General features: G+C 43.7%; 23 protein-coding genes. 12 read left to right on the top strand and 11 right to left on the bottom strand.

What is annotated here, in order from left to right; all coding sequences use genetic code 11:
* Nucleotide 1 precedes the first annotated feature (1 nt).
* On the bottom strand, nucleotides 2-340 hold the full coding sequence (locus tag MD535_RS13245; protein WP_265675497.1) for a hypothetical protein: 339 nt from the start codon (nucleotides 338-340) through the stop codon (nucleotides 2-4).
* A gap of 199 nt (nucleotides 341-539) precedes the next feature.
* The gene (locus tag MD535_RS13250) at nucleotides 540-1,034 is read right to left on the bottom strand and encodes an NUDIX domain-containing protein (protein ID WP_265675521.1); all 495 of its coding nucleotides are present in this window, start codon (nucleotides 1,032-1,034) and stop codon (nucleotides 540-542) included.
* Nucleotides 1,035-1,620: 586 nt separating this feature from the next.
* Here MD535_RS13250 and MD535_RS13255 point away from each other — a divergent pair.
* Nucleotides 1,621-2,475, top strand: coding sequence for an SMP-30/gluconolactonase/LRE family protein (locus MD535_RS13255; protein WP_265675498.1), 855 nt, complete (start codon nucleotides 1,621-1,623; stop codon nucleotides 2,473-2,475).
* Between the two features lie 44 nt (nucleotides 2,476-2,519).
* Here the strand turns inward: MD535_RS13255 and MD535_RS13260 are convergent, their stop codons facing one another.
* The 4 genes from MD535_RS13260 to MD535_RS13275 form a co-directional block, all read right to left on the bottom strand.
* Complete coding sequence (locus tag MD535_RS13260; RefSeq protein ID WP_265675499.1) at nucleotides 2,520-2,765, bottom strand: hypothetical protein; 246 nt, start codon at nucleotides 2,763-2,765, stop codon at nucleotides 2,520-2,522.
* Between the two features lie 485 nt (nucleotides 2,766-3,250).
* On the bottom strand, nucleotides 3,251-3,919 hold the full coding sequence (locus MD535_RS13265) for a carbonic anhydrase (protein WP_265675522.1): 669 nt from the start codon (nucleotides 3,917-3,919) through the stop codon (nucleotides 3,251-3,253).
* A 381-nt stretch (nucleotides 3,920-4,300) separates the two neighbouring features.
* On the bottom strand, nucleotides 4,301-4,798 hold the full coding sequence (locus tag MD535_RS13270) for a GNAT family N-acetyltransferase (protein WP_265675500.1): 498 nt from the start codon (nucleotides 4,796-4,798) through the stop codon (nucleotides 4,301-4,303).
* Nucleotides 4,799-4,870: 72 nt separating this feature from the next.
* Nucleotides 4,871-5,917, bottom strand: coding sequence for an endonuclease/exonuclease/phosphatase family protein (locus MD535_RS13275; RefSeq protein ID WP_265675501.1), 1,047 nt, complete (start codon nucleotides 5,915-5,917; stop codon nucleotides 4,871-4,873).
* Between the two features lie 35 nt (nucleotides 5,918-5,952).
* Here MD535_RS13275 and MD535_RS13280 point away from each other — a divergent pair, with 35 nt between their 5' ends.
* From MD535_RS13280 to MD535_RS13290, 3 genes are all read left to right on the top strand, one after another.
* Nucleotides 5,953-7,140, top strand: coding sequence for an MFS transporter (locus tag MD535_RS13280; protein ID WP_265675502.1), 1,188 nt, complete (start codon nucleotides 5,953-5,955; stop codon nucleotides 7,138-7,140).
* 392 nt (nucleotides 7,141-7,532) lie between these two features.
* Entirely contained in the window at nucleotides 7,533-8,462 is a 930-nt protein-coding gene (gene kdgK / locus MD535_RS13285) for a 2-dehydro-3-deoxygluconokinase (protein ID WP_265675503.1), read from the top strand.
* Between the two features lie 12 nt (nucleotides 8,463-8,474).
* Nucleotides 8,475-9,098 (top strand): bifunctional 4-hydroxy-2-oxoglutarate aldolase/2-dehydro-3-deoxy-phosphogluconate aldolase, encoded by a 624-nt coding sequence (locus MD535_RS13290; RefSeq protein WP_265675504.1) that lies wholly within the window; start codon nucleotides 8,475-8,477, stop codon nucleotides 9,096-9,098.
* Between the two features lie 199 nt (nucleotides 9,099-9,297).
* On the opposite strand, the gene kdgR is transcribed toward MD535_RS13290, so the two are convergent.
* Nucleotides 9,298-10,080, bottom strand: coding sequence for a DNA-binding transcriptional regulator KdgR (gene kdgR, locus MD535_RS13295; protein ID WP_265675505.1), 783 nt, complete (start codon nucleotides 10,078-10,080; stop codon nucleotides 9,298-9,300).
* A gap of 244 nt (nucleotides 10,081-10,324) precedes the next feature.
* Here kdgR and kduD point away from each other — a divergent pair, with 244 nt between their 5' ends.
* The 3 genes from kduD (at nucleotide 10,325) to MD535_RS13310 (ending at nucleotide 12,619) form a co-directional block, all read left to right on the top strand.
* Nucleotides 10,325-11,086: a 2-dehydro-3-deoxy-D-gluconate 5-dehydrogenase KduD gene (gene kduD / locus MD535_RS13300; protein ID WP_265675506.1), complete on the top strand. Its 762-nt coding sequence runs from the start codon at nucleotides 10,325-10,327 to the stop codon at nucleotides 11,084-11,086.
* A 21-nt stretch (nucleotides 11,087-11,107) separates the two neighbouring features.
* On the top strand, nucleotides 11,108-11,626 hold the full coding sequence (locus MD535_RS13305; RefSeq protein ID WP_265675507.1) for a YgjV family protein: 519 nt from the start codon (nucleotides 11,108-11,110) through the stop codon (nucleotides 11,624-11,626).
* A gap of 351 nt (nucleotides 11,627-11,977) precedes the next feature.
* On the top strand, nucleotides 11,978-12,619 hold the full coding sequence (locus MD535_RS13310) for an RpiB/LacA/LacB family sugar-phosphate isomerase (RefSeq protein WP_265675508.1): 642 nt from the start codon (nucleotides 11,978-11,980) through the stop codon (nucleotides 12,617-12,619).
* 220 nt (nucleotides 12,620-12,839) lie between these two features.
* On the opposite strand, the gene MD535_RS13315 is transcribed toward MD535_RS13310, so the two are convergent.
* Nucleotides 12,840-13,970 (bottom strand): HlyD family secretion protein, encoded by a 1,131-nt coding sequence (locus tag MD535_RS13315; protein WP_265675509.1) that lies wholly within the window; start codon nucleotides 13,968-13,970, stop codon nucleotides 12,840-12,842.
* Between the two features lie 3 nt (nucleotides 13,971-13,973).
* A complete protein-coding gene (locus MD535_RS13320) occupies nucleotides 13,974-14,348 on the bottom strand; it encodes a DUF3302 domain-containing protein (protein ID WP_265675510.1) in 375 nt (124 codons plus the stop codon).
* Between the two features lie 110 nt (nucleotides 14,349-14,458).
* Here MD535_RS13320 and MD535_RS13325 point away from each other — a divergent pair, with 110 nt between their 5' ends.
* The gene (locus MD535_RS13325) at nucleotides 14,459-15,349 is read left to right on the top strand and encodes a DMT family transporter (protein WP_265675511.1); all 891 of its coding nucleotides are present in this window, start codon (nucleotides 14,459-14,461) and stop codon (nucleotides 15,347-15,349) included.
* Nucleotides 15,350-15,377: 28 nt separating this feature from the next.
* Here the strand turns inward: MD535_RS13325 and MD535_RS13330 are convergent, their stop codons facing one another.
* Both MD535_RS13330 and deoD read right to left on the bottom strand, forming a co-directional pair.
* Entirely contained in the window at nucleotides 15,378-16,946 is a 1,569-nt protein-coding gene (locus tag MD535_RS13330) for a lactate dehydrogenase (protein ID WP_265675512.1), read from the bottom strand.
* A gap of 121 nt (nucleotides 16,947-17,067) precedes the next feature.
* Complete coding sequence (gene deoD / locus MD535_RS13335; protein ID WP_250618054.1) at nucleotides 17,068-17,778, bottom strand: purine-nucleoside phosphorylase; 711 nt, start codon at nucleotides 17,776-17,778, stop codon at nucleotides 17,068-17,070.
* 328 nt (nucleotides 17,779-18,106) lie between these two features.
* Between deoD and MD535_RS13340 the strand changes: the two genes are divergently transcribed.
* Genes MD535_RS13340 through MD535_RS13355 form a run of 4 tightly spaced genes read left to right on the top strand, consistent with a single transcriptional unit; the run spans nucleotide 18,107 to nucleotide 22,221 of the window.
* On the top strand, nucleotides 18,107-19,060 hold the full coding sequence (locus MD535_RS13340; RefSeq protein WP_265675513.1) for a YbgA family protein: 954 nt from the start codon (nucleotides 18,107-18,109) through the stop codon (nucleotides 19,058-19,060).
* Nucleotides 19,050-19,865: a MerR family transcriptional regulator gene (locus MD535_RS13345; RefSeq protein WP_265675514.1), complete on the top strand. Its 816-nt coding sequence runs from the start codon at nucleotides 19,050-19,052 to the stop codon at nucleotides 19,863-19,865. The genes MD535_RS13340 and MD535_RS13345 overlap by 11 nt, the downstream gene beginning before the upstream one ends.
* 20 nt (nucleotides 19,866-19,885) lie before the next feature.
* A complete protein-coding gene (phrB, locus tag MD535_RS13350; RefSeq protein WP_265675515.1) occupies nucleotides 19,886-21,310 on the top strand; it encodes a deoxyribodipyrimidine photo-lyase in 1,425 nt (474 codons plus the stop codon).
* On the top strand, nucleotides 21,310-22,221 hold the full coding sequence (locus MD535_RS13355) for a L,D-transpeptidase family protein (RefSeq protein WP_265675516.1): 912 nt from the start codon (nucleotides 21,310-21,312) through the stop codon (nucleotides 22,219-22,221). Before phrB ends, MD535_RS13355 begins: the two co-directional genes overlap by 1 nt.
* Nucleotides 22,222-22,739: the final 518 nt, after the last annotated feature.

Consider the following 22,739-nt stretch of genomic DNA (forward strand, 5'->3'; position numbering starts at 1 on the left):
GTTAACTGAGACTCAGATCACCTAATGTGACCTTTGATATCGCGTTGTAAGCCATATTCGAGTAGTGAACAATCTGTGCGGCACCTTCGAGTTCAAACCCTAATTCTAAGGATTCTTTCGTGCGTTCATCGACCTTGTTTAATAATTGAATGCAAAACGATACGTCGTCATTGGACCCTTTTATAGAGTCTAATAATTGCAAACTCATTAATTGGTCGGCGAGTTTTCTTACCGTCACTTCTAAATCATAAGCGTCTTCAGTGCGGCAAATATATTGTTGGTACTTGTCTAGTAATTTTAATGTGATGACTAGGTGTTCTTGTAGTGTCAACTGATCCATGTTTTTACTTATCCTAGTTAGAAACGAAAAGGTGTTTAACTATCAATGATAAACACTAGTGTCGTTCATAAAATATTGACACGCAGGAAACAATTAAGTTACGCGATCTACATCCCATTAAATGTCTCTTGTTTCATATTGTGCGCTGGAGTTAATGGATCTATAGCGCGTAACTTGCAAAGTGAAGAATTCATTGAGCTTATGAAACGATGAGCCCTTTAAGCTTTGCCAGCCCCCAAGCGCCAGTTGTGACGATGTCTTGAATGTCACCAGCGATAATCATTGCCTCAAACTCTTCGATGGAAAATGATTGTGTGATTAAATCTTCTTCTTCGATATCAAGTTTACGTTGTGTTTGGGTTAATTCCGTCGCGAGATAGATATGACAAGTCTGTTTTAGAAAACCGTAGGCGATGAGCTGTTGCCCGACCGCCACCATGTTGCCAGCGATTAATCCTGTTTCTTCTTGGAGTTCACCTTTTGCAAGTGTTAATGGATCAACCTTAGGGCTCGACTCCCAAGCGCCTTGTGGAAGTTCCCAGTATCGGGATCCAACGGAGTAGCGGTATTGCTGTACTAAGTGTATCTGACCATCATCTACCGCGATGATTACCGCGCAATCTGGCTTTTCTACCACACCGTAAATCCCTTTTGTGCCACTTTCTCTTTCAATTTGATCTTCTCTGACCGTCATCCACGAGTTTTGATAGACGACTTTTGAACTTAGGGTTTTGATGGACACTGCGTTGGCTCCTTTTCGTTATCATCTAAAACGCCTAGTTATCACATAGAACGTTTGCCAGTATGTTGTTTGTACCGCATAAGCATTGTATTGAATCAGTACGATGTCACAGTTAATGAAGATGCCGTGGCAAATAGGCAGAAAGTATAGGGATTTCTACTCGTTTGCAATCAAGCCGAGTGGGTTGGAGGAATACGTATGAAACCATGGATGATGATGTGGCTCAAATGACAATACCACGCAAGGTCGTAAATGATATGAGCCAGTGATATACGAAGTAAGACGATATAACAGCGTGCGTTGTACCTGTTAATTACTCGCTTTCTGAAGCGAAACCGAAAATGCTGCTAGCTCCAGTCTTAACTTTTTGTTAAAAAGAGCAGATAAAATGAGAGTGCAGCGTCAAATTATCTTCGCAGCATCGTTTGTGTGCTAACCAGCATAGCTAACGTACTAATTAGTATAGTTAGCGTACGAATCTGCATAGCTGGCGTGTACTCAATAACTCCCAATTGAAAAATAGCAAAAGGACATAGGCGTGCAACCCAATATTCAGTTCGAAAAATTTGTAGACCTAGATTTTGACCTTGCCGAATGCCCTCGATGGGATTGGCGTAATGACTCTTGGATGTGGGTAAACATCTGCGATGGTGAGTTATGGCGCAATAAAAACGGTGAAAATGAAAAGCTCGAATTCGGTGAGCCGATTGGCTGTTTTGCTTTGTATGGTGAGCAGGGCTTCATCGTGGCGTTAAAGTCAGGTATGTACCTTGTTGATGGTTGGAGCAGTGAAAAAACTTCGCTAGCGCCGCTGGTTTCCGAGTATCCAAGAATGCGTTACAACGATGGACGTGGTGCACCCGGTGGACGTTTTGTTGCGGGTACACGTAATGGTGCGAAAGTTGGCGACCAAGGTCAGTTTCACCAATTGAATCTTGATGGTAGCATTGAAGCATTACCCATGTTTGCGTGGACGTGTAATGGCCTAGCGTTCTCTCCTGATGGTCAGTGGTTATATTGGGCAGACACAGGGTCAAGTAAAGTCTATAAACATAGCTATAATCCACAAACGGGTGAATACGGCGAGCAAGAATTGCATTGTGATCTTGAAGGTTATGCGGGCCGTCCAGATGGCGCAAGCGTAGACGTAAATGGTCACTATTGGGTTGCCATGTATGCTGGACAATCAGTAGTACAGATTTCACCGCAAGGCGAGGTTATGCAGGTCATTAGCGTAGAATCTGAGAATCCTACCATGGTGGGCTTTGGTGGTGAAACGATGAGTGATCTGATGGTAACGTCTGCTGCGGGTAAGGACGAAAAGGGTCAGCTGCTGATTGCAAAAGGGGTGGTAGAAGGCTTGAAAGAGTCACTGGTTACTATCGCGATCTAAGTGGGTTTGATTGACTTAAACAGCGATATCAAGGGTATCGCTGTTTAAGACGTCATTAATAGCCTTTGTTTTTCCGTTCTGTTCATCTCACTTAAATCTTCTTCCGTGATGTATTTTTTGGCTACCACGTTTCCAGACACAACTAAGTGGGAGATATAGTCATGCCTAGGTGATGACGGCATATTACTCCACAAGAAATCCGCCTTTGTGGTGTCTGAGAATTGGATATTTAGCACAATGGTGTCTTGCTCATCTCTTACGTCATAGACGTTAATCTCGCATTGCCTCATGGACCACCTCTTTATTTAGTGGACTCACTTTGTTTCGTGAACTCACTAACGTTAAATCAAAACAAGTAATAGAAGAATGCGGTTTTGTGTTTCCGTCGTCAGCTTCTCAATACTGCAACATGCTCTCATATTCGTTAACGTTCAGGTTACGCGTAATCCGTACGGTAAACTTTGAATTACTTCTAAATGCTTTAACCTCACCCGTTGGAATTGACAATTTTGGAATAGACCTCTTAAAAAAAGGCGCGCAAATGAGGTTGATTGACAAGATTTAACCAATTAGATTGAAATTTATAAGTCTTGTGATGCATTGGCTAGGGAGATTTCAATATTTGTGTACTAGCACGTGTGAATGTAGCGGTATTACTCGGTGTGAATATTCGCGAAGAAGTCAGATGAGCATGTAGGATGAATTCGGCAAGTGGCGTTGCTGAAAAGCATGAGGAGATATGATTTACCATAAATGGCAAATCATATGTAACTCGCTACTGAAGTACTTTTCTCGCGTGGATAGGTTGCACAGGCCTTGCGTTATTACCCATGATGGTCTTCAGCTGTTTGATTTCTTGTTGATTTGCAGTTTGTTTATCTTTGAGCACAAACCAACGAACGCCTTCGCTGCACGGTGGCGTGGTCAGGGAGCCACTAAAGCGATAATAGCTACGTACTCTAGGAAGGAGTGAATCGAGTGCAATAGACGTTGACGGCTGTATGGTTTGATTATTGTTTGGGATACTAGACAATACTTGTTTTAAGGCACTGTCTTCTCTTAACCCTGCTTGGTAAAAAACACTGATGACGGCTAAGGCGTTATTGCTATTGGCATGAACAAAATGCGCCTCTAACGGAGAATGTTCGCCATTTAGCGTATTTTCTGATGGGGTATGGAAGTGGAATTGCTTTAGCGCAAAGGTATCCCCATCGATACTGAGCGTATTGTCTCCGGTAACATTCACTTGCACGGTATGTCCGTTGTTCACGATATTAGAAACTTGTCCGGAATAATTCATTACTAGATTGCCTAGCGAGGCGTCTATGGTGACGTCGCTATTGATGTCTATGGGGCTCTGGTTTTTGCCGTCAGAACAGGTTGCACTTATTGCCCCCCAGTTATCCACGCCATGTTCGCCTTGATAACCCCATTCTGATGCCATTACGAGGGGTGGGGATAGCAGCGCCCCTACGGTGATGCAAGCCAATAAATGGGCTCGATAGTGTGTTGTTCGTGTTTTCATACGGTCTCCTTATCTTTGCTGAAGGTGATGAGCAAGTAAGCCCAGTCCTTTTGGAGCAACAAGCGTGAGCATGACTTCACGACATGCTGCCCTTTTCAAAGGGAGAAAGACTAAGGGATTTATTGATGTATGCCACCAAGTGACTATGGGTTTGTGAGGCTAGTCCAACTTTATGCAACTGAGTTGTTTGACTAGGCTGAGGTCATTCTTGTCATGGTGACAAGAATGTATGTTCGGGTGATCAGTCCCCATTAAGGAAGGGGACAAGGTTGGTTGTGATTATTAGACGCAGTGTCGCGATTAAAGCTGGTCTTTTAGGCGTGCCATGTAGTAAGTAGAAATGAACTCACCATCACGTAACACGGAGCAGAGTGCTTCCCCTTCAATTTCAAAACCGTACTTGGTATACAGGGCTATTGCTGCTTTATTATCGGCATTGACTTCAATTTGAACGCGCTGCACATTTAACCAATTGTCGGTAAGCTCTAAGACGGTTTCTATTAATCGGCTGCCGATGCCCATACCGTGAAAGTCATCATGAACACCTAGGCCAAAAGTGGCGCAGTGCGCGGTTCTTGGTCGTTGTGAATGCTCAAGACCAATGTTACCAACAATTTTTCCATCCAGTTCGGCGACAAAACTGTAGACACCAACGGGCATGTTTTTTAGCCGCTCTTGCCACATTGTGATAGATGGGAAAGGGAGCTGAAGCGTTTCGCGCTGTGCTTTAGGTTGAGAGTAAAGGTGCGTTAGCCCTTCGGCATCTTTATATTCTGTTGGCCGGATAAGGATATTCATGCTCGCGTCCTAGTATTGGGTGGTAATGATATAACTAATTGATTTTAATTGTTTATGCAATAGATTTGTGCATTATTCACGCTCGCCCCTACGTTTAAGCGTTATACTGACAATAGCGTGATCGGTACTTACATCATCATCACCAAATCTTGGGTCGATAATGTGTTTGTCGATCAGTTGATAGTTTTGAAGCTCAAATAGAGAGTGAGCATGACCAATATCAAACTCAGGGGAAAGTAGAATATGGTCGAGTCGATTCCCTTTTGCACCATAGTAATGAGTGATGGGGCTGGCCGCGTCAGGTGAAGCTTGTTGCTGCTGAAATACAGCCCAGCTATCTAATAATGTATAGGGAAAAATAGCACTAGCCGATAGGGGGTGGCGCCTTAAGTGACTGGATCGTAGAGGACTAAACTCAATAGCATCAAGATTATTATTGAAGTCTCCTAAAAGGACGGCTGGGTTATGTGTGGCTTTTTTACGCGTGACAATGGCGTTGTGAAGTGACAATACTTCGGTTTGTCGTAACTGCGTCGAGGCGCAGGAAGCATGCAGCTCGTTTAGCCACTGATCAACAGTGGATTCAAGCGAGGGATCAAGAATGTCGGATGCAGGACGCTGAGATTTCAGGTGAACATTATAGAGATCGATATTGTGCCCATTACCAATGTCGAGAGTGACATGCAAAGGAGGGCGGCTAAACTCTCCAACGGCCGCCGCTAGAAACGGTAGATGAGCTTGTTGAGTTAATGGAAAGCGTGATGCAAAGGCAAGTGAAGGCTCTGAATAGATATAATCCGCCTCAATATGGCTCTCTTGGTTAAGGTAAAAGTAGTGATAGCCAAGCTTGTTTAAGTGCATGCGTAGCGTATCTGCAGAGAAGACTTCTTGAAATGCGATGATGTCGGCATCTAGCAAGCGAAGCGTTTGTTCTAACCAGCGAGTCTTTTGAGTCCATTGTTGGGCCGTGTAGATATTGTCCATTTCATAGAAGGCAAATGGAGGAGCGGCGAAGTTACATAAGTTAAAAGTCGCGAGTTTTATTGTATTTATATTTTGCAACGGTTTAGACTCCACATTGGCTCGTAAAATCACTCGAATAATAGAACGAGCATCCATCAGATCAATAGTATCAGTACTTCAGGAAAATAATCATGCTATCTAGCCACAAATCATCAGATTGGCGCACACCGCAAAACTTTCTCATTATCATTTCTATTATTGTTCCTATCGCATTTTCCAGTTGGATGGCGTTATTGAATAATTTTGTTATTGAAAGGGCGAATTTTGATGGTGCTGATATTGGTTTGCTACAAAGTGTCCGAGAAATTCCGGGATTTTTGGCCTTTACGGTGGTGTTTGTGCTGCTGTTCATTAAAGAGCAAAAATTTATGGTGCTTTCTCTACTAATGTTAACGTTAGGGACCGCCATTACTGGTTTCTTCCCCTCTGTTACGGGGCTGTTGATCACGACATTTATTATGTCTACTGGTTTCCATTATTTTGAAACGTTAAAACAGTCTTTATCCCTTCAATGGTTGAGTAAAGAAGAAGCGCCAGAAATGCTGGGTAAACTCATCTCTATTGGTGCTCTGGCGTCGTTGCTGACTTATGGCTCGTTATGGGTAATGTTAGAAATATTTGCGTTGGATTACATTTGGGTTTATGGCATTTCAGGTGGCATTGGTTTTGTGTTGGTTTTGGTGATTGCCTTTGCGTTCCCCCAGTTTAAGACTGAGACCCCACAAAACAAGAAATTGGTATTGCGAAAGCGTTATTGGTTGTACTACGCCTTGACCTTTATGAGTGGTGCAAGACGACAAATATTCACCGTTTTTGCCGGTTTTTTAATGGTAGAGAAGTTTGGTTACAGCGTGGCGGATATCACGCTACTTTTCTTAATTAACTACTTGTTCAACTTTTTGTTTGCGAAAAAAATCGGTCGTTTCATTGGTATTGTTGGAGAGCGTAAAGCCCTTATTTTCGAATATATCGGTCTGATTTTTGTTTTTGTCGGTTATGGTCTTGTACAAACCGCGGAGTGGGCCGCTGCTCTGTATGTGGTTGATCACCTGTTTTTTGCGTTGGCGTTGGCAATAAAAACCTATTTCCAAAAGATTGCCGATCCTGCCGACATGGCATCGACCGCAGGGGTGTCATTTACTATTAATCATATAGCAGCCGTGGTGATTCCGGTAACATTTGGCGTTATTTGGCTTGTCTCGCCAGCGAGTGTGTTCTATATCGGTGCGGCGATGGCAATGATATCGCTTGTGTTGTCTCTGAATATTCCAAGAAACCCAGAAGAAGGAAACGAAGTTCGAGTTCTTAAGTGGAACTAATGCGTTTTGGTTTTTATTTGTTTGATGTTGGATTGAATGGTTGGGTTGAATCATACTCGATGTGTGATTGAGCTTAGATAGGGTTCATTAATTCTTATGCATAGGCAGCCTTTGGGCTGCCTTTTTTGATGTTCACTATCACAAGCAATAGGGAAATAAACGCTACAACCGCACTCTGATTACTGGTATGATTATTAAAAATGAACCGCCATTTCATAAAAATAGATTTATTTTTTCGAATTTATGATGAATGGTAGGGAGTGGAGAAGAACACAAGGACTGGTAAAGGTTCTTGCCCATGAAGATTCTGCGACATTTCGCGCTTGAATTACCTTGCTCATCCACACAAACAACACATTACTATTGAATGGAACGCAACTGGACAGTCAACTATGACCCAATACAAAATTGCCATCATTGGCGAATGCATGGTGGAACTGCAACGTAAAGGTGAGCTACTAAAACAGAGTTTTGGTGGCGATACTTTGAATACGGCACTCTATCTTTCGCGTCTTACTCAGCAACATGATCTTACCGTTAGCTATGTGACGGCTTTGGGTGATGACCCTTTTTCTACTGAAATGATGAATGCATGGCAGCAAGAAGGGGTGGATACGCATTTAATCTTAAAGCTGAAGGACAAAATGCCTGGTCTTTATCATATTGAAACGGATCACACCGGTGAGCGGACTTTCTTTTATTGGCGTAGTGACGCCGCAGCGAAATACGTTTTTGACCAACCTGAGTCAGCCAGTCTGTTAGAGACCTTGCTAAGTTATGATGCTGTGTATCTAAGCGGAATCACGTTGGCAATTTTAACGGATCATGGCCGTGGTAAGTTGTTTGAATTCTTGAGTACATTCAAAGCGCGCGGTGGCAAAGTATTTTTCGATAATAATTACCGCCCGAAACTGTGGCGTGATCAAGCGCTCGCAGCTGACACTTATAAAACAATGCTAAGTTACACAGACACGGCGTTATTAACATTTGATGATGATCAAGCCCTATTTGGTGACAAGGTTGTTGAGCAGTGTATCGAACGAACTTATCAAGCGGGCGTTACAGAAATTGCTATCAAACGTGGTGCGGAAGATTGCTTAATATATTGCGATAGTGACACGACAAGTGTGGCACCAAAACCGATTAGCCATGTTGTAGATACAACGGCAGCAGGGGATTCGTTTAGCGCTGGTTACCTTGCCAAGCGACTCACTGGTGGTAGCGCTGTAGCGTCTGCTGCTATGGGTCACAAGGTCGCGGGTGCAGTTATCCAGCACCAAGGCGCAGTAATTCCAAAGAATAAAACACCAGAACTCGATTAGTAGGACAAACAAATGACAACATTGAATGAAAAACTAGCGGACTTAAAAGTCATCCCAGTTATTGCTATCAACAAGGTTGAAGATGCCGTTCCACTAGGTAAGGCGCTGGTTGAAAATGGCATGCCTTGTGCGGAAATTACCTTCCGCACCGCTTGTGCCGTGGACGCGATTGCCGCTATGCGTAAAGCGTTCCCAGATATGCTAATCGGCGCGGGTACGGTGCTAACCAATGAGCAAGTTGATCAGGCTATCAATGCTGGCGTTGACTTCATTGTTAGCCCTGGCTTCAACCCAAGAACGGTTCAATATTGTATCGATAAGAATATCCCAATTGTTCCGGGTGTTAACAACCCGAGCTTGGTTGAGCAAGCAATGGAGATGGGATTGCGTACATTGAAATTCTTCCCTGCAGAGCCATCTGGCGGTGTGGGAATGCTTAAAGCGCTAACGGCGGTGTACCCTGTTAAATTCATGCCGACAGGTGGTGTTAGCCTTAACAATGTGGATGATTATCTCTCTATTCCTTCCGTATTGGCATGTGGTGGGACTTGGATGGTACCGACGGCGCTCATTGACGAAGGCCGATGGGATGAATTAGGCGCGTTAGTTAAAGATGCGGTAGCTCATGTAAACTAATTCAAATCCGCTGCACCGACGGGGCGGTTTTTGATAACGGTTCCAGGTGATAGAAAAAGAAACGCAGCCGCGTCATATCGACGCAGGCTGCTTTTTTGTTGTTGGTAAGTGATGTTGGTGGAAGTTATGTTTTGTGTAATGAACTTTAGTGCCTGGCTATGAACCGACGATGTAACGGAAACGAGACAATGCGCGTTAGTTACACTGGATAATTGGTAAACCCTAAATGCTCCGAGATATTTCGGCCGGCTTGATGCAATAGGTGCACGTAGTGATCTTTCCTATCTTCGTCGAAGCGAATGGTTGGGAAGGAGATTGATACGCCAGCGATGACGGTGCCGAAGCGGTCGTAGACCGGCGCTGCAATACAACGTAGGCCAGGTTCTTGCTCTTCGTTATCTTCACCAAAGTGTTGTTGCTTGACGAGGCTCAGCTCTTGAAGAAGTTGTTCAATACTCTCGAGTGTATTCGGTGTGCTTTTGACAAACTCAGCATCAACTAATGCATGACGAATAGAGGCTTCATCACGCTCTGCCAGTAATACCTTGCCAATTGCGGTTGTGTGTAAAGGGTTACGGCGACCGACTCTAGAATGCATTCTCAATGCATGACTCGAGTCTATTTTATGGATATAGATGATCGAACCATGATCCAGCGCGCCAAGGTGGATGGTTTCATTGGTTTCTTCTGAAATCACACGCATTTCTTTTTCCGCTAGCTCAACGAGATCCACCCATTCTAGCGATTTTGAACCCAGTTCAAACATCTTCAATGTTAATGAATATTTGTCAGCCTCACCTTGCTGGGAGACATAGCCAAGCCCTTTCATCGTTTGTAGAAATCGATAAGTGGTGGCTTTAGACATCATTAGACGCTGTGACAGATCGGAAACGCCGATCTCTTTTTGGTCACCCAATGACTCCAAAATATTGAATACTTTTAATACCGAAGAAACGGCTTCAGGTTGCGTGGATTTCTCCATGATCATTCCTTTCTCATTATGTCCTACATGCGCAAGCTAACACTGTTCACTATTTTTAAAAAGCCTTTTTAGAAAAAATGATTTAATCACGATCTGTCTCACATTTATTTTTAGTTTGAAATAATATTTTTGAAATTGCGTTTTAAAAATATTGCTAAAGGTGTTTTATTGCTTTATTGTAATTCCATATTCAGTCAGCGATACCCATCGCGACGATGACAATCATAAGTTGAGGAAAAGGAACATGATGTTAGATTCATTTAATTTAAGCGGTAAGGTCGCGATTGTTACTGGTTGTGATACAGGCTTAGGTCAAGGTATGGCACTTGGTTTAGCAGAAGCTGGCTGTAAAATTGTGGGCGTTAACTACGTTGAGCCAACGGAAACGATCGAGAAAATGCAGGCCGCTGGCCATACTTTCTTAGATGTCCGTGCAAACTTGCTTAAGCAAGATGACATTCCAACCATTATTGACAAAGCGGTAACTGAATTTGGCCGAATCGATGTGCTAGTAAACAACGCTGGTATTATTCGTCGTGAAGATGCGATTAATTTCTCAGAGCAGGATTGGGATGATGTGATGAACATTAACTCGAAGACGGTTTTCTTTATGTCTCAAGCGGCGTCTAAGCAATTTATTGCTCAAGGCGATGGCGGTAAGATCATTAACATCGCGTCCATGTTGTCTTACCAAGGTGGTGTTCGTGTGCCATCTTACACAGCATCAAAAAGTGCCGTTATGGGTATCACACGTGCGATGGCGAATGAATGGGCAAGTCACAACATTAATGTGAATGCTATTGCACCTGGGTACATGGCAACGAATAACACACAAGCATTGCGTGAAGATGCAGACCGTAACAAAGCGATCCTAGAGCGTATTCCTGCGAACCGTTGGGGTACACCGCGAGATGTTGCTGGACCATGTGTGTTCCTAGCATCTTCAGCTTCTGATTACATCAATGGCTACACTATTGCTGTTGACGGTGGTTGGTTAGCGCGTTAATACCTAAAGAGAATGAGTGAGATGGGGACAGAGGTAACAGCACAATTTTTTGGCTTAATCAGTTTTGTACTGGGTATGTCGACGTTTTATCAAAAAGACGATAAGAAACTCAAAATTCTGATGCTGTTACTTAATCTCAACCATCTTGTTCATTTCATTTTAATGGGTTCGATGGTGTCTGCGGCGAGCGCGTTGCTGTCTACGTTTAGGACAGGAATGGCGATCTACACCCGTTCTTTATGGGTTGCTGCCTTCTTTGTCATAATCAGTGTCGTCGTTGGATTAGCTTTAGCCCAAGATGCGTGGCAATTATGGCCCATCGCTGGCACTGTCATCGGAACCATTTCGATATTTTTATTAAAGGGTATTCCTTTACGCTTAGGATGCCTACTTGGCGCGACGTGTTGGCTTATCAATAATCTTTCGATTGGCTCAATTGGCGGAAGTTTGCTTGAAGCATCGGTCATTATGATGAATATGTTGACGATTGCTCGTTTGTATCGCGATAAACGTAGCTCAGATACGGTCTCTCAAGGTTAGTTTATCAATATCATGGCGTATGACCGTCTGAAAGGCGATACCGCAAGGAGTCATGTTTAGATATTAATAAATGTGACGACGTAACTTTTGGTGTCGCAGATCAGAAAGGGATGGTAGAGAAGTACTGCCATTCATATGAGAAGCTCACATTAGTGCTAACGGGTTGCTTTGAATTTGTATCAAGAGAAGAGACCCAAAGACTTCGTGCAGGTGAAGTCATCATCCATAGGGCATATACACCACACACAGTGACATGTATTGAAGCGGGTATGATTGTTGATAGTTTCATATCAAGTGATAAAGAAATATTTTAGTTATAATTTTTGATTCGCAATATAGCGGGAGAAACAAATGAAAATTGCATTGATGATGGAAAACAGCCAAGCGGGTAAAAACGCAGTGGTTTACAACGAGCTGACTAACGTGGTTGCACCACTAGACCATGCCGTGTTTAACGTGGGTATGAGTGATGAAAATGATCATCACCTTACGTACATCCATCTAGGTATCATGGCGAGCATTCTAGTAAACTCGAAAGCCGTTGATTTTGTTGTGACGGGTTGTGGTACAGGTCAAGGTGCGATGATGTCACTGAATATCCACCCTGGCATTGTTTGTGGTTACTGTCTAGAGCCGTCAGACGCGTTCTTGTTTAACCAAATTAACAACGGTAATGCGTTGTCATTAGCCTTTGCAAAAGGCTACGGTTGGGGTGCGGAACTGAATGTTCGCTATATTTTTGAAAAAGCCTTCACCACGGGTGAACGTGGTCAAGGTTACCCACTTGAGCGTGCTGAGCCACAACAACGCAATGCTGGTATTTTAAATGAAGTTAAAGCGGCAGTGGTTAAAGAAAACTACTTAGACACGCTAAAAGCCATTGATGTTGAATTGGTGAAAACAGCCGTGACAGGTGAACGATTCCAGCAATGTTTCTTCGAGCACTGCCAAGTACCAGAAATCGAGCAATACGTACGCTCACTATTGGATTAATTGTTATCTAGCGATAATACGCGTAGATATCAAGCTAGTAGCTATAAGACTAGTGGCTATAACATTAGTCGCTATGATATTCGTGGCTATAACACCAATAATAGATAGAAAAATGGCAACCTTGGGTTGCCATTTTTATTGCACATTGTTTAACCATTGGGTGTGCTCGTCATTACTATGGTTAAGAACGGCGACGTTACCAACGGTTGGTTACCTCTGCTTAATGATCTAAGTAGAGGTAGTTTTGCCAACTTTTCATGCGGATTAAAACTTTTCGCATAATCGACACATGTTTGAAGCTATCTGAGTAGATGGCAATTTCGGCGTTAGAACCCGTAGGAAGCACGTATTCACTCATATCATCATCGAGTACCAGCTTCACCATAGCACGACCTGAAGTATTGAAGGTTTGTGTACTTCTTAGTGTGCCACTCGCGCTGATCTGACCTTCAGCAATCGTCGGTAAGACTTCCACTATTTTACCTTTGAATACCTTACCCGGTAGCGCGCGGAATAAGAATTCAGCTTCAAAGCCGGGCTTAAGTCGTTGTAATGAGTTCTGTCTGAATGCACCGACAAAGAACTCTTCTTCTTTATGGACAAAGGTCATTAGCGGCACCAAAGGAAGCGGTACTGCCATCATGCCAGGTCTCAGCGCTAATTGAGTGACATAGCCGTCGGTAGGGGCACGGACAACCGTTTCTCTTAGGTTAAATTCGGCTTGAATCAATGCGGCTTTTAACTGAGCTACAGTAGTATTCTCGCCGAATATTTGTGACTCAAAAGCCAGTCTCGCGCTTTCTTCTTTCGCTTCAGAGGCTTCAAATGCAGCTTGGCTTGCTTTGAATGACTGACGGCGTGTGTCGACTTGTTGCTCAGTAAATGCACCTCGTTTGAAGCCTTTTTGATATCGAGCAAATTCGCGCTCTGCTTTGTCACGCTCGGCAGCGGCTTTAATTGTATCGGATTGCGCCGCTTTATAATCACTCTCGAGTTGTAACACATCTTGATTGGCATCGGCGAGTGCGGCTCTGGCTTTAATGACTTCCGCTTCATAAGGAATCGGGTCAATTCTTAGCATGACATCGCCTTTTTTCATCTGTTGGTTAGCTTCTACGTTGACTTCAACGACTTTGCCCCGAACACTCGAAACAATAGGCGTTGTGCTGTAGAACTGCCCACCGACTTGCGTAAACGGATGGTTGTAGTTCATTAACAAGATAAGTGTACCTATGAGTACTACGCCACCAAGCACCGCGGTTGGGACGGTCCATTTATTGAGTGGAATCTTGAAAATTTTAAAGATGGCAATACACAACGCGGCGTAAGTTAGTACGAGTAATAGATCCATGAATTACTTCTCCTCTTCCACAGCTTGAGCTTGCTGTACCACTTGTTTACTTTTTAAATACCTAATCTCTTGTTCCATGTTAGAGACTTGATCAACTAACTTTTCTAGGCGGTGATGCAAATCATGTTGCTCTTCTTCCAGTTTATGAAAGCCCCAACCACGCTCTTTGCGCCAAAGGGTTGCCCAAATCCATAGAAATGGCCAAATGGCATGCAGCGTGAATAAACTGACCCATCCAGCGACATGTATGGCGTCTTGATGAGGGTGATCACGTTCTTTTGCAATTTCAAAAGGAATATCGTGAATAACAATAATGCCGTAAAATATGACGAGGGCGACGAAAACAAGCAGTCCAAGAGCAAAGTAATCAAGAAACATAGTTCATCCTTGCGAGAGTTAAAATAGCGAATTGAAATAGTTCAACTGGTTAAGTATTTGTTATATTTATGTATTACGCAACAGATAAATGATATTTAAAGAGGAATTTGATGACATTTATTGGTGAGGGGGCTGCAATTGGTGCAGCCATGGTTTGGGCGATAGCAACATGGATTTATAGCCAGTTCAGTCATCATTTTAGTTCTATGCAGTTGAATATCATAAAAGGGTCTATTGCGTCGGTCATGATGCTGATGGTGCTGCCTTTTACTCAGATGCCTGATGTCAGTGTAGAGCCTAGGTATTTATGGATTCTTGGCATTTCCGGTGTGATCGGCATCGCTATTGGCGACAGCGCTTATTTCGCGGCTCTTAAACGTATCGGTGCGAATAAAACCTTACTTCTAGAATCTTTGGCTCCTCCACTTTCAGGCATTTTAGCATTGGTATTTTTAGGCAGTGCGTTGCAGCTTCAAAGCTGGCTGGGCGTTGTGATTACCACCATTGCGGTGACCTCTGTAGTGTTTCAGCCAAATGATGGCAACGGAACCGGTTATGATATGAAGGGCATTGCGTTTGGCCTGTTGGCAAGCACCTGTCAGGCGTCAGGCGTGGTGATTTCCCATTTTGCACTGGTGCAAGGGGATTTACCGCCATTACTTGGCGCGCTAATTCGCCTGACTATTGGGGTTGCTGCGGTCGCTATGTTTGTCGTGTTTGCGGAGAAAAAGCCGTTTAATGCGATAAAAAAACAGTGCTTGTCTATGACAAATAATAATTGGATGTGGTTATTGGCGGCCATTTTTGTCGGCACATTTTTGGCATTATGGTTACAGCAGGTGGCGCTAAAATACGCCAACCCAGCTATCGCGCAGACTCTGATTGCAACTAGCCCGTTGTTTATCTTAATTATTTACGCTATTCGTGGTGAGAAAATTAGCCGCCGTAGTGTTGTTGGTACTTTGTTCGCAGTGTTGGGGGTATCGTTATTCTTTCTTTAAAGAGTGCTTGCTTCTAGAGGGAATCCACTCATTCCAATAACTGTTTTAAGGTCATAGGGGCTTCACAAACGTTGAGTCTTTGGGCAGCGGTGAGTCCTTGCTTATCTTGATAACAAAGATTATGCCAAGCCCGAAAGATGTCGAGCAACGGCATAATACCGCCCGGTCTTAACTTTCTTCTTGGCTCATTAATAAAGCTTTCAAACAACAATTGGAAACGGGCTTGGTAAAATTCAACGCTCTCAATAGACGCAACTTGTAACCAATAGTTGGTATCGTCAACATTGTCTGAGGAAGCGTTACTGCCTGACAAGGTGTCATTGGCTGATGATAGGTAACATAACCCTTTGCTGGCCCCACTGGCTTGGTGCGCAATGGCCCAGCGATCACGCCACCAACCCATAAGAGCTATATCCGTCGTTTTTGATAGTCCACTATTATCCCACTTAGGATCTTGCATGACGTACAGGAGGTCGACGTTGTTGCTCTTGATACGTTCAAGATATACGGTTAATGCCGCAGACCGTAGAACCGGATCTTGAGGCATAAAGATAGCGAGTGGCTTTTTCTCACCAATCATCTGAGAGATATGGAGGTAATGGGCATAAGAGGTGTAGGGCGCTCTTATCAGTGTCCCTGTATTCGGATAGTGGAACTTAGAAAAATTACCTAATGGGTCTTCGACATTACTTCTCGCCAGAATATTCTGATAATTGATGTCAATACGTTCTTTGATGTTAGGAGGAGGCGTCCCAAAAGATATGTTATCTCGGTGGCTTTGGGGTCTTCTTTCGCTTTCGGTACGCTTATTGGTGCTGCCATAGTTTTCTGCGACATACTGCTTAGACAAAAATTGTGCATGGTTTTGATAGGCGTCATGGTCAAGATCGCTGTTCGCACAATTTTCTAACGTGTAATTAGTGTGTTGGCAAAGCACATAGCCGGAGTCAGCGTCGCAGGTTGCGAACCAAAAAACGCCGTTGTGACTGTTGGGTTGCAGGCTTTGGTAGTTTGAAGCAAGGGTATATTGGCGAGCATGGTTTAACCACCGCGCGTCAATATGGGCAAGCTTCCTACGACAGCGACTCGCGATTTGGTCGATATTGTCGTAAAAGGTTTTAGGGTTGATATCAAGCTTACGGCAGATTTCTCTGACTGAATAACCCGTAAATAAGAAAGCCAGTAATGCTTCTTGAAACTCAATCTTTTTATTGGCACCGGACCACTTATCGACAAATGTGCCTTGGCATGATTTACATCGATAGCGTTGGCGATCACCGCTAAATCCAAAAGCGTGATAACGCTCTTTATGGGTATCAACCGATAGACCAAAGTTTTCACATTGGCTGTCTTTACATGCAGGTAGTCCATCATCATGAGTAAGTCGCAACCGCTTTAGCTCGCTCAGGACTTCTTGGTTGTTAAGTAGGGGGGGAAACGCACCACATTCTCGGCATACCATCGCAGGTCGCTTAGGATTACTGTGCTGCAAAATATAAAGATTTGCATCACTTCTTCCAAAATTGTCACACGCCAATGTTTTACAAAAATTGAGCTGTAATCCATTTGCGGCCAGCGGCAATTTGCCTTCGGACACGTTCACCCCCTAAGGTTTATATAAATAGGTTTATAGAAACGGGTTTCTTAAATTGGCTTGATATAAATAGCTTCGAAAAAAAAAGCCAGTGTAATTTCAGGCGTTACACTGGCTTTAAAACTTATAGGTTGATGGCTGTTTCTAGTGCGACGGTCATCATTTCGTTAAACGATTTTTGACGGTCTTCAGAACTTAATTTCTCGCCGCGGATAATATGGTCGGAAACCGTAAGAATAGTCAATGCTTTCGCGCCTAAGTCTGCTGCCACGCCGTAGATACCCGCCGCTTCCATATCAACACCTAAAATACCTAAGTGCTTCATTTTGTCGAAGATGTCGGCTTCTGGTGTATAGAAAAGGTCGGCTGAGAAAATATTGCCGACTTTAACAGGAACGTTTTGGCTACGCGCTTGTTTTACGGCTTCCTCTAGAAGACCGAAATCAGCAATGGCAGCAAAGTCATGGTCATTGAAGCGAATACGGTTCACTTTTGAATCTGTTGATGCGCCCATGCCAATAACCACGTCCATTAGGTTAACATCGTCACGTACTGCCCCACAGCTGCCTACACGAATAACGTTTTTAACACCAAAATCTTTGATCAGTTCGTGAACGTAGATACAGCAAGATGGGATACCCATGCCATGACCCATAACTGAAACGCGTTGACCTTTATAGGTACCGGTATAACCAAACATGTTACGTACATCACAAACTTTCTCTACGTCTTCTAAAAACGTATCAGCAATGTATTGAGCACGAAGCGGATCGCCTGGCATCAGGACTGTTTCAGCAAAATCACCCGGGTTTGCATTGATATGAGGGGTAGCCATGGTATTGCTCCTAATATTTTAACGAATTCTGTTGAATGTCATCATTCTTTGTTGAAATGAATCTTAGCGCCAATGATAAGGCTTCTATGAGATTTTAATCACACTTTTCTTTTAATGTTCCAAGGTTACTGGTGATGATAACTAAATCTGTTGAAATCGAAGGCGCAATCGATTGATTGGGTGAATCCTAGATATTGAAGAAAAAATGCCACATGAGTGAACTGTTACACAAAGGCTACGTACTATTGTACATAACAATTTTTTGTATCACTTATTTTAAAGTGCCTTGGTAAGTTCGCGAGCGCATTTTTTACACAAGGAGTATGTCATGGATGAAAAAACTATCAGCATTGGAATCAGTTCTTGCTTATTGGGCGAAAAGGTTCGATTTGACTCTGGCCACAAGCAAAGCAGCTATGTGAACAAAGAGCTGCGGGATTATTTTTCGTTTGTCTCTGTTTGTCCCGAGGTTGGGATGGGGCTACCAGTGCCTCGACCAACAATACGCTTAATGTCGAATGAAGAGCGAATTAGCCTAGTGGAAACGAAGGATGCGACCAAGGATTATACCGATGGAATGCTGTCCTTTACCCACAAAAAAGTCGCTGAGTTGGAAAACACGGAAATGTGTGGGTATATCGTGTGTGCGAAATCTCCAAGTTGTGGGATGGAGAGAGTAAAGGTCTATACAGTCGGTCATGCTAAGGCGAATGGTGTTGGTTTGTATACCGAGCATTTGATGAAAAAAATGCCATGGTTACCTGTAGAGGAAGACGGCAGGCTTAATGATCCTGTGCTTAAAGAGAATTTTATTTCTCGCGTGTTTGGGTTAAATGATTTCTATCAGTCGATGGAAGGTGAGCCCACTCCGGGAAAAATTGTTGATTTTCACTCTCGCTATAAACTGACACTGATGGCACATAACCCGACGTCTTATAAAACACTCGGTAGGTTGGTGGCTCACCAAAATGAGTATGGGCCTGATGAGTTTTATCATGCTTATCGACTTGGATTGATGGAAGGGTTGAAGCACCGTGCGTCTCGTAAGAATGTCACGAATGTACTCATGCACATTCAAGGTTATTTTAAGCGCGTATTGGATGCCGATGAAAAGCGTGAACTGGCACAAGTGATAGACGATTATCGCACTGGGTTACTGCCTTTGCTTTCACCGCTCACGTTGTTAAAGCACTATCTTCGTGCATACCCAGATGACTACCTTGCATCGCAACGATTCTTGCAACCTCATCCAGAAGAGATGCGCCTGCGTTATGGGTTGTAATACTGTTCGCTACGCTATTCGAGACGTTGCAGAGATGACAGGGATAAAACCTGTCACTCTAAGAGCTTGGCAGAGGCGTTATAATCTCGTTCAACCTGAGCGTACTGAGAAAGGTCATCGTTTGTACACTCAAAGAGATGTGGAGACGATTCAGCGCGTTCAAGGTTGGCTTGCCAAAGGCGTGTCCATAGGCAAAGTCAAAGCTTTGTTGGAGTCGAATACTTTACCTACGGAGCATGACTCGTCTCAGCGCCTTGATGAAGCGGAGCAGCTACTTGAAGCATTAAGTGTCCTCGATGGTGATGCGGTGGGAAAGAGCATCCGTTTTGTTCTGAAAGAGTACCCTTTGGATATCGTAGAAACGCGATTTGTCATGCCTGTGTTGACGGCAATAGATTTTGTCAAAATGGGTCAACGGTCCCTGCAATATGCGTTATTTCGCACTTTACTCATTCACCAGTTATTACTCATGATTCAAGCAGAATCGAAAAAAAGCGGGAAACGTAAATATCTTCTGGTCAATTTGGACACGGTAGGGAACCTTTTTGCTTGGCTTTTTTATGCCCGTCTTGTAGAGCAAGGAGGGCGAGTGATATTTTTGGACGGTGTCGATGATATTGGGGCTTTATTCAATAAAGAGGTGATTGCTGGGTATCACGGAATACACTTGTTCGCAGAAAAATCGCTATCGGAAAAGCACCTTTCAGTGATCAGAGAGCAGCGATCCAATGATCTTGTTCCGGTTTACGTTTCACCTGTTATAGAGCATTTAATTGATGTCGAATATGACCGAAAATCGCAGTGAGCACGCATTAGGAGAGAATAATGAAACGATTAGTGTTATTTAATCGTGACTTAAGAACCATCGACAATACGGCTCTAATTCAAGCTATTGATGGTGAGACACCAGTGATCGCTGTATTTATCACTACACCACAGCAGTGGACGCAGCATGACTTAGCGCCGATTCAAGCTGATCTGATTCGCCGACGCTTAGAAGCGCTGAATGCGGAGCTTGAGGCGTTGAATGTACCTTTGCTTTATCGACAGTGTGATGATTTCGAACTGGCTAATGAGTGGTTGTTAGCGTTGTCTATGGAGCTAGGAGTCACCGAGTTATTTACGAATCTAGACTATGAAGTCAATGAAAGAGACAGGACTGCCGCACTATCAGCACAGTTTAAACAGCACGGTAAAAAGGTATTGTCATTTGATGACAAATGCATACTTCGACCGGGCAGTGTATTAAATAAACAGGGTAAAAACTTTAAAGTGTTTACCCCTTTCAAAAATGCTTGGAAAGCACAGTTTGCGTTGGCCACCATTCAAAAGCCGATGGTGTCTGTCCCTACCGATGTTCCGGCACACTATCGGTACGCGTCGAATGTTGCCTTTAGCTACCCACAAGTGTCGAGCTCACCTTGGCCTGTGGACACCAACAGTATTATCGATAGGTTGCGAGTATTTAGTCGCGATAGGGTCGCTCATTATCATCAGGAACGAGACTATCCTGCGGTGGATGGGACGAGCCAACTTAGTGCTTATTTAGCGATAGGGGCACTTTCAGCCAGACAGTGTGTGGCTCGCCTCTATCTCGACTCGATGAGATCTGATGGGTCAGAGTCACTGTTATCAGAAGGTGCAGAAGTATGGTTAAGTGAGCTTATTTGGCGAGAGTTCTATCAGCATTTAGTCTATTTCGAGCCTAAATTAAGCCGTCGTCACGGTTACCTCAGTTGGGAGAGAAATGTGATTTGGCAGGGGAGTGAAGACGCCTTTAAACGATGGTCTAATGGCGAGACTGGCTACCCCATTGTTGATGCGGCAATGCGACAACTCAATGCTACGGGCTGGATGCATAATCGATTACGTATGATTGTGGCAAGTTTCTTAATTAAGGATCTTCACGTGGATTGGCGTTGGGGTGAAGCCTATTTTATGTCCAAACTGGTGGATGGGGATTTCGCTGCAAATAATGGTGGTTGGCAGTGGTGCGCGTCGACAGGGTGTGATGGACAGCCCTATTTTCGTATTTTTAATCCCATTCGCCAGGGAGAGCGCTTTGACGCACAGGGAGAATTTATACGTCAGTGGATCCCTGAATTAGCCGAGGTACCAAAGCGTTATATTCATCAACCATGGAAGTGGGAAGCGTTTCAAAAGTTGCAATATCCTGAACCGATGGTTGATCACAAGACACAAAGAGAGATAACCTTAAGCGTATATAAAGAAGCAAAGGATCAACATTGATGTATCGTAGGACGATTTTAGCGGCTTGTCTGAGCTTCTCACAATGGATAAGTGCTGCCACCTATGCGCTTCCCGAAGATGGCAGTAATCTTGTTGGTACTATCCATTATCATAGCATTGTGGCTGGCGAAACTATGTCTGACATAGCGAAGCAATATGATGTAGGGTTTTTGTCTTTGATGGCAGCGAACAAAGGCGTCGATCCTTTTCTTCCTCCCGAAGACTATGTCTTGACGATCCCTAGTCAGACGATATTGCCAGAGGTTGAATACAAAGGAATTGTCATCAATCTTGCTGAACTAAGACTGTATTATTTTGAGCCGGATAAAGATATCGTCCACATTTTCCCTGTCGGTATTGGTCGAATCGGTCAAGATACGCCTGAAATGACGACCAAAATCAGCCAATTACGGAAGAACCCGACGTGGACCCCACCTGCATCAATACGTAAGGATTATTTAGAGAAAGGGATAGAACTTCCTGACGTGGTTCCGGCAGGGCCAGAAAACCCGCTAGGGGACTACGCTATGCGCCTAGCGTATGGGACAGGGTCATATTTGATTCATGGCACCAATAAAGACTTTGGCATCGGCTTACGTGTTAGCGCGGGGTGTATCCGTATGGATCCCAAAGATATTGATTGGCTGTTTAATGAAGCGAAAGTTGGACTACAAGTTCGCGTTATCGATGAACCAATTAAAGTCGCTCTTGAACCAGACCGAAGTGTGTTTATTGAAGCGCACGAGCCGTTGACGCGCAGTGACGGGACTAAAAAAGCCATGTCTATCCCGCAAGAGCTTGAGTGGTGGTTAGATGAGTATGGTATCTCAGATCGAATCGCTAAAGCCGCCGTGTTGGCGCAAAATGGTGTTCCCGTTGAAGTTGTGCCACCGATGGAAGCGCTTGAATAGTTATAAGGATTGTTAGTATGAAACGCTAGCAAGTTTACGTTTACTATTCGCTCCATTTTAAAAGGAAAAAAAACACCCGCATATAGCGGGTGTTTTTTATTTATCTGTGTTGCTTACTTAGTGTAATGCGTAGTCATTTTTAGATGCCAGTAAAACCAAGGGTTCCGTAGTTATTTCAATGCTTTACTGTTTGCCTGTTTTGTCAGTATCATTCAATAATGACCAGTATCACGAAAGTCTGTCGCCATTTTTAATAGGTATACTTGTCGGGAAATATTTAAGTTGATGGTTTCAAGTTGTGACTCAGTGGTAGACAGATGGGCCGCCTTAGCCTAGTTCTAATCCCTATTTTTACAACCATCCCAGCGGATGGAAGTATTGTTGGTACGTTACATAGCGCAAAGCATCGAATCTATTGGCTGTCTGTAAACTAGGCGGTGTTTCTCATTTTTCTACATACATTCAATTTTCTTGCCATCGTCCAGTATGCATTTTATACATTATATGCAATGATTACC

The organism is Vibrio qingdaonensis (assembly GCF_026191675.1).
GTDB classification, from domain to species: domain Bacteria; phylum Pseudomonadota; class Gammaproteobacteria; order Enterobacterales; family Vibrionaceae; genus Vibrio; species Vibrio qingdaonensis.

Bases quoted from the DNA above. Each gene is read 5' to 3' on its own strand.
- MD535_RS13245 (WP_265675497.1), bottom strand. From the start codon at position 340: ATGGATCAGTTGACACTACAAGAACACCTAGTCATCACATTAAAATTA.
- MD535_RS13250 (WP_265675521.1), bottom strand. From the start codon at position 1,034: ATGACGGTCAGAGAAGATCAAATTGAAAGAGAAAGTGGCACAAAAGGG.
- MD535_RS13260 (WP_265675499.1), bottom strand. From the start codon at position 2,765: ATGAGGCAATGCGAGATTAACGTCTATGACGTAAGAGATGAGCAAGAC.
- MD535_RS13265 (WP_265675522.1), bottom strand. From the start codon at position 3,919: ATGGCATCAGAATGGGGTTATCAAGGCGAACATGGCGTGGATAACTGG.
- MD535_RS13270 (WP_265675500.1), bottom strand. From the start codon at position 4,798: ATGAATATCCTTATCCGGCCAACAGAATATAAAGATGCCGAAGGGCTA.
- MD535_RS13275 (WP_265675501.1), bottom strand. From the start codon at position 5,917: ATGGATGCTCGTTCTATTATTCGAGTGATTTTACGAGCCAATGTGGAG.
- MD535_RS13280 (WP_265675502.1), top strand. From the start codon at position 5,953: ATGCTATCTAGCCACAAATCATCAGATTGGCGCACACCGCAAAACTTT.
- kdgK (WP_265675503.1), top strand. From the start codon at position 7,533: ATGACCCAATACAAAATTGCCATCATTGGCGAATGCATGGTGGAACTG.
- MD535_RS13290 (WP_265675504.1), top strand. From the start codon at position 8,475: ATGACAACATTGAATGAAAAACTAGCGGACTTAAAAGTCATCCCAGTT.
- kdgR (WP_265675505.1), bottom strand. From the start codon at position 10,080: ATGGAGAAATCCACGCAACCTGAAGCCGTTTCTTCGGTATTAAAAGTA.
- kduD (WP_265675506.1), top strand. From the start codon at position 10,325: ATGATGTTAGATTCATTTAATTTAAGCGGTAAGGTCGCGATTGTTACT.
- MD535_RS13305 (WP_265675507.1), top strand. From the start codon at position 11,108: ATGGGGACAGAGGTAACAGCACAATTTTTTGGCTTAATCAGTTTTGTA.
- MD535_RS13310 (WP_265675508.1), top strand. From the start codon at position 11,978: ATGAAAATTGCATTGATGATGGAAAACAGCCAAGCGGGTAAAAACGCA.
- MD535_RS13315 (WP_265675509.1), bottom strand. From the start codon at position 13,970: ATGGATCTATTACTCGTACTAACTTACGCCGCGTTGTGTATTGCCATC.
- MD535_RS13320 (WP_265675510.1), bottom strand. From the start codon at position 14,348: ATGTTTCTTGATTACTTTGCTCTTGGACTGCTTGTTTTCGTCGCCCTC.
- MD535_RS13325 (WP_265675511.1), top strand. From the start codon at position 14,459: ATGACATTTATTGGTGAGGGGGCTGCAATTGGTGCAGCCATGGTTTGG.
- deoD (WP_250618054.1), bottom strand. From the start codon at position 17,778: ATGGCTACCCCTCATATCAATGCAAACCCGGGTGATTTTGCTGAAACA.
- MD535_RS13340 (WP_265675513.1), top strand. From the start codon at position 18,107: ATGGATGAAAAAACTATCAGCATTGGAATCAGTTCTTGCTTATTGGGC.
- MD535_RS13345 (WP_265675514.1), top strand. From the start codon at position 19,050: ATGGGTTGTAATACTGTTCGCTACGCTATTCGAGACGTTGCAGAGATG.
- phrB (WP_265675515.1), top strand. From the start codon at position 19,886: ATGAAACGATTAGTGTTATTTAATCGTGACTTAAGAACCATCGACAAT.
- MD535_RS13355 (WP_265675516.1), top strand. From the start codon at position 21,310: ATGTATCGTAGGACGATTTTAGCGGCTTGTCTGAGCTTCTCACAATGG.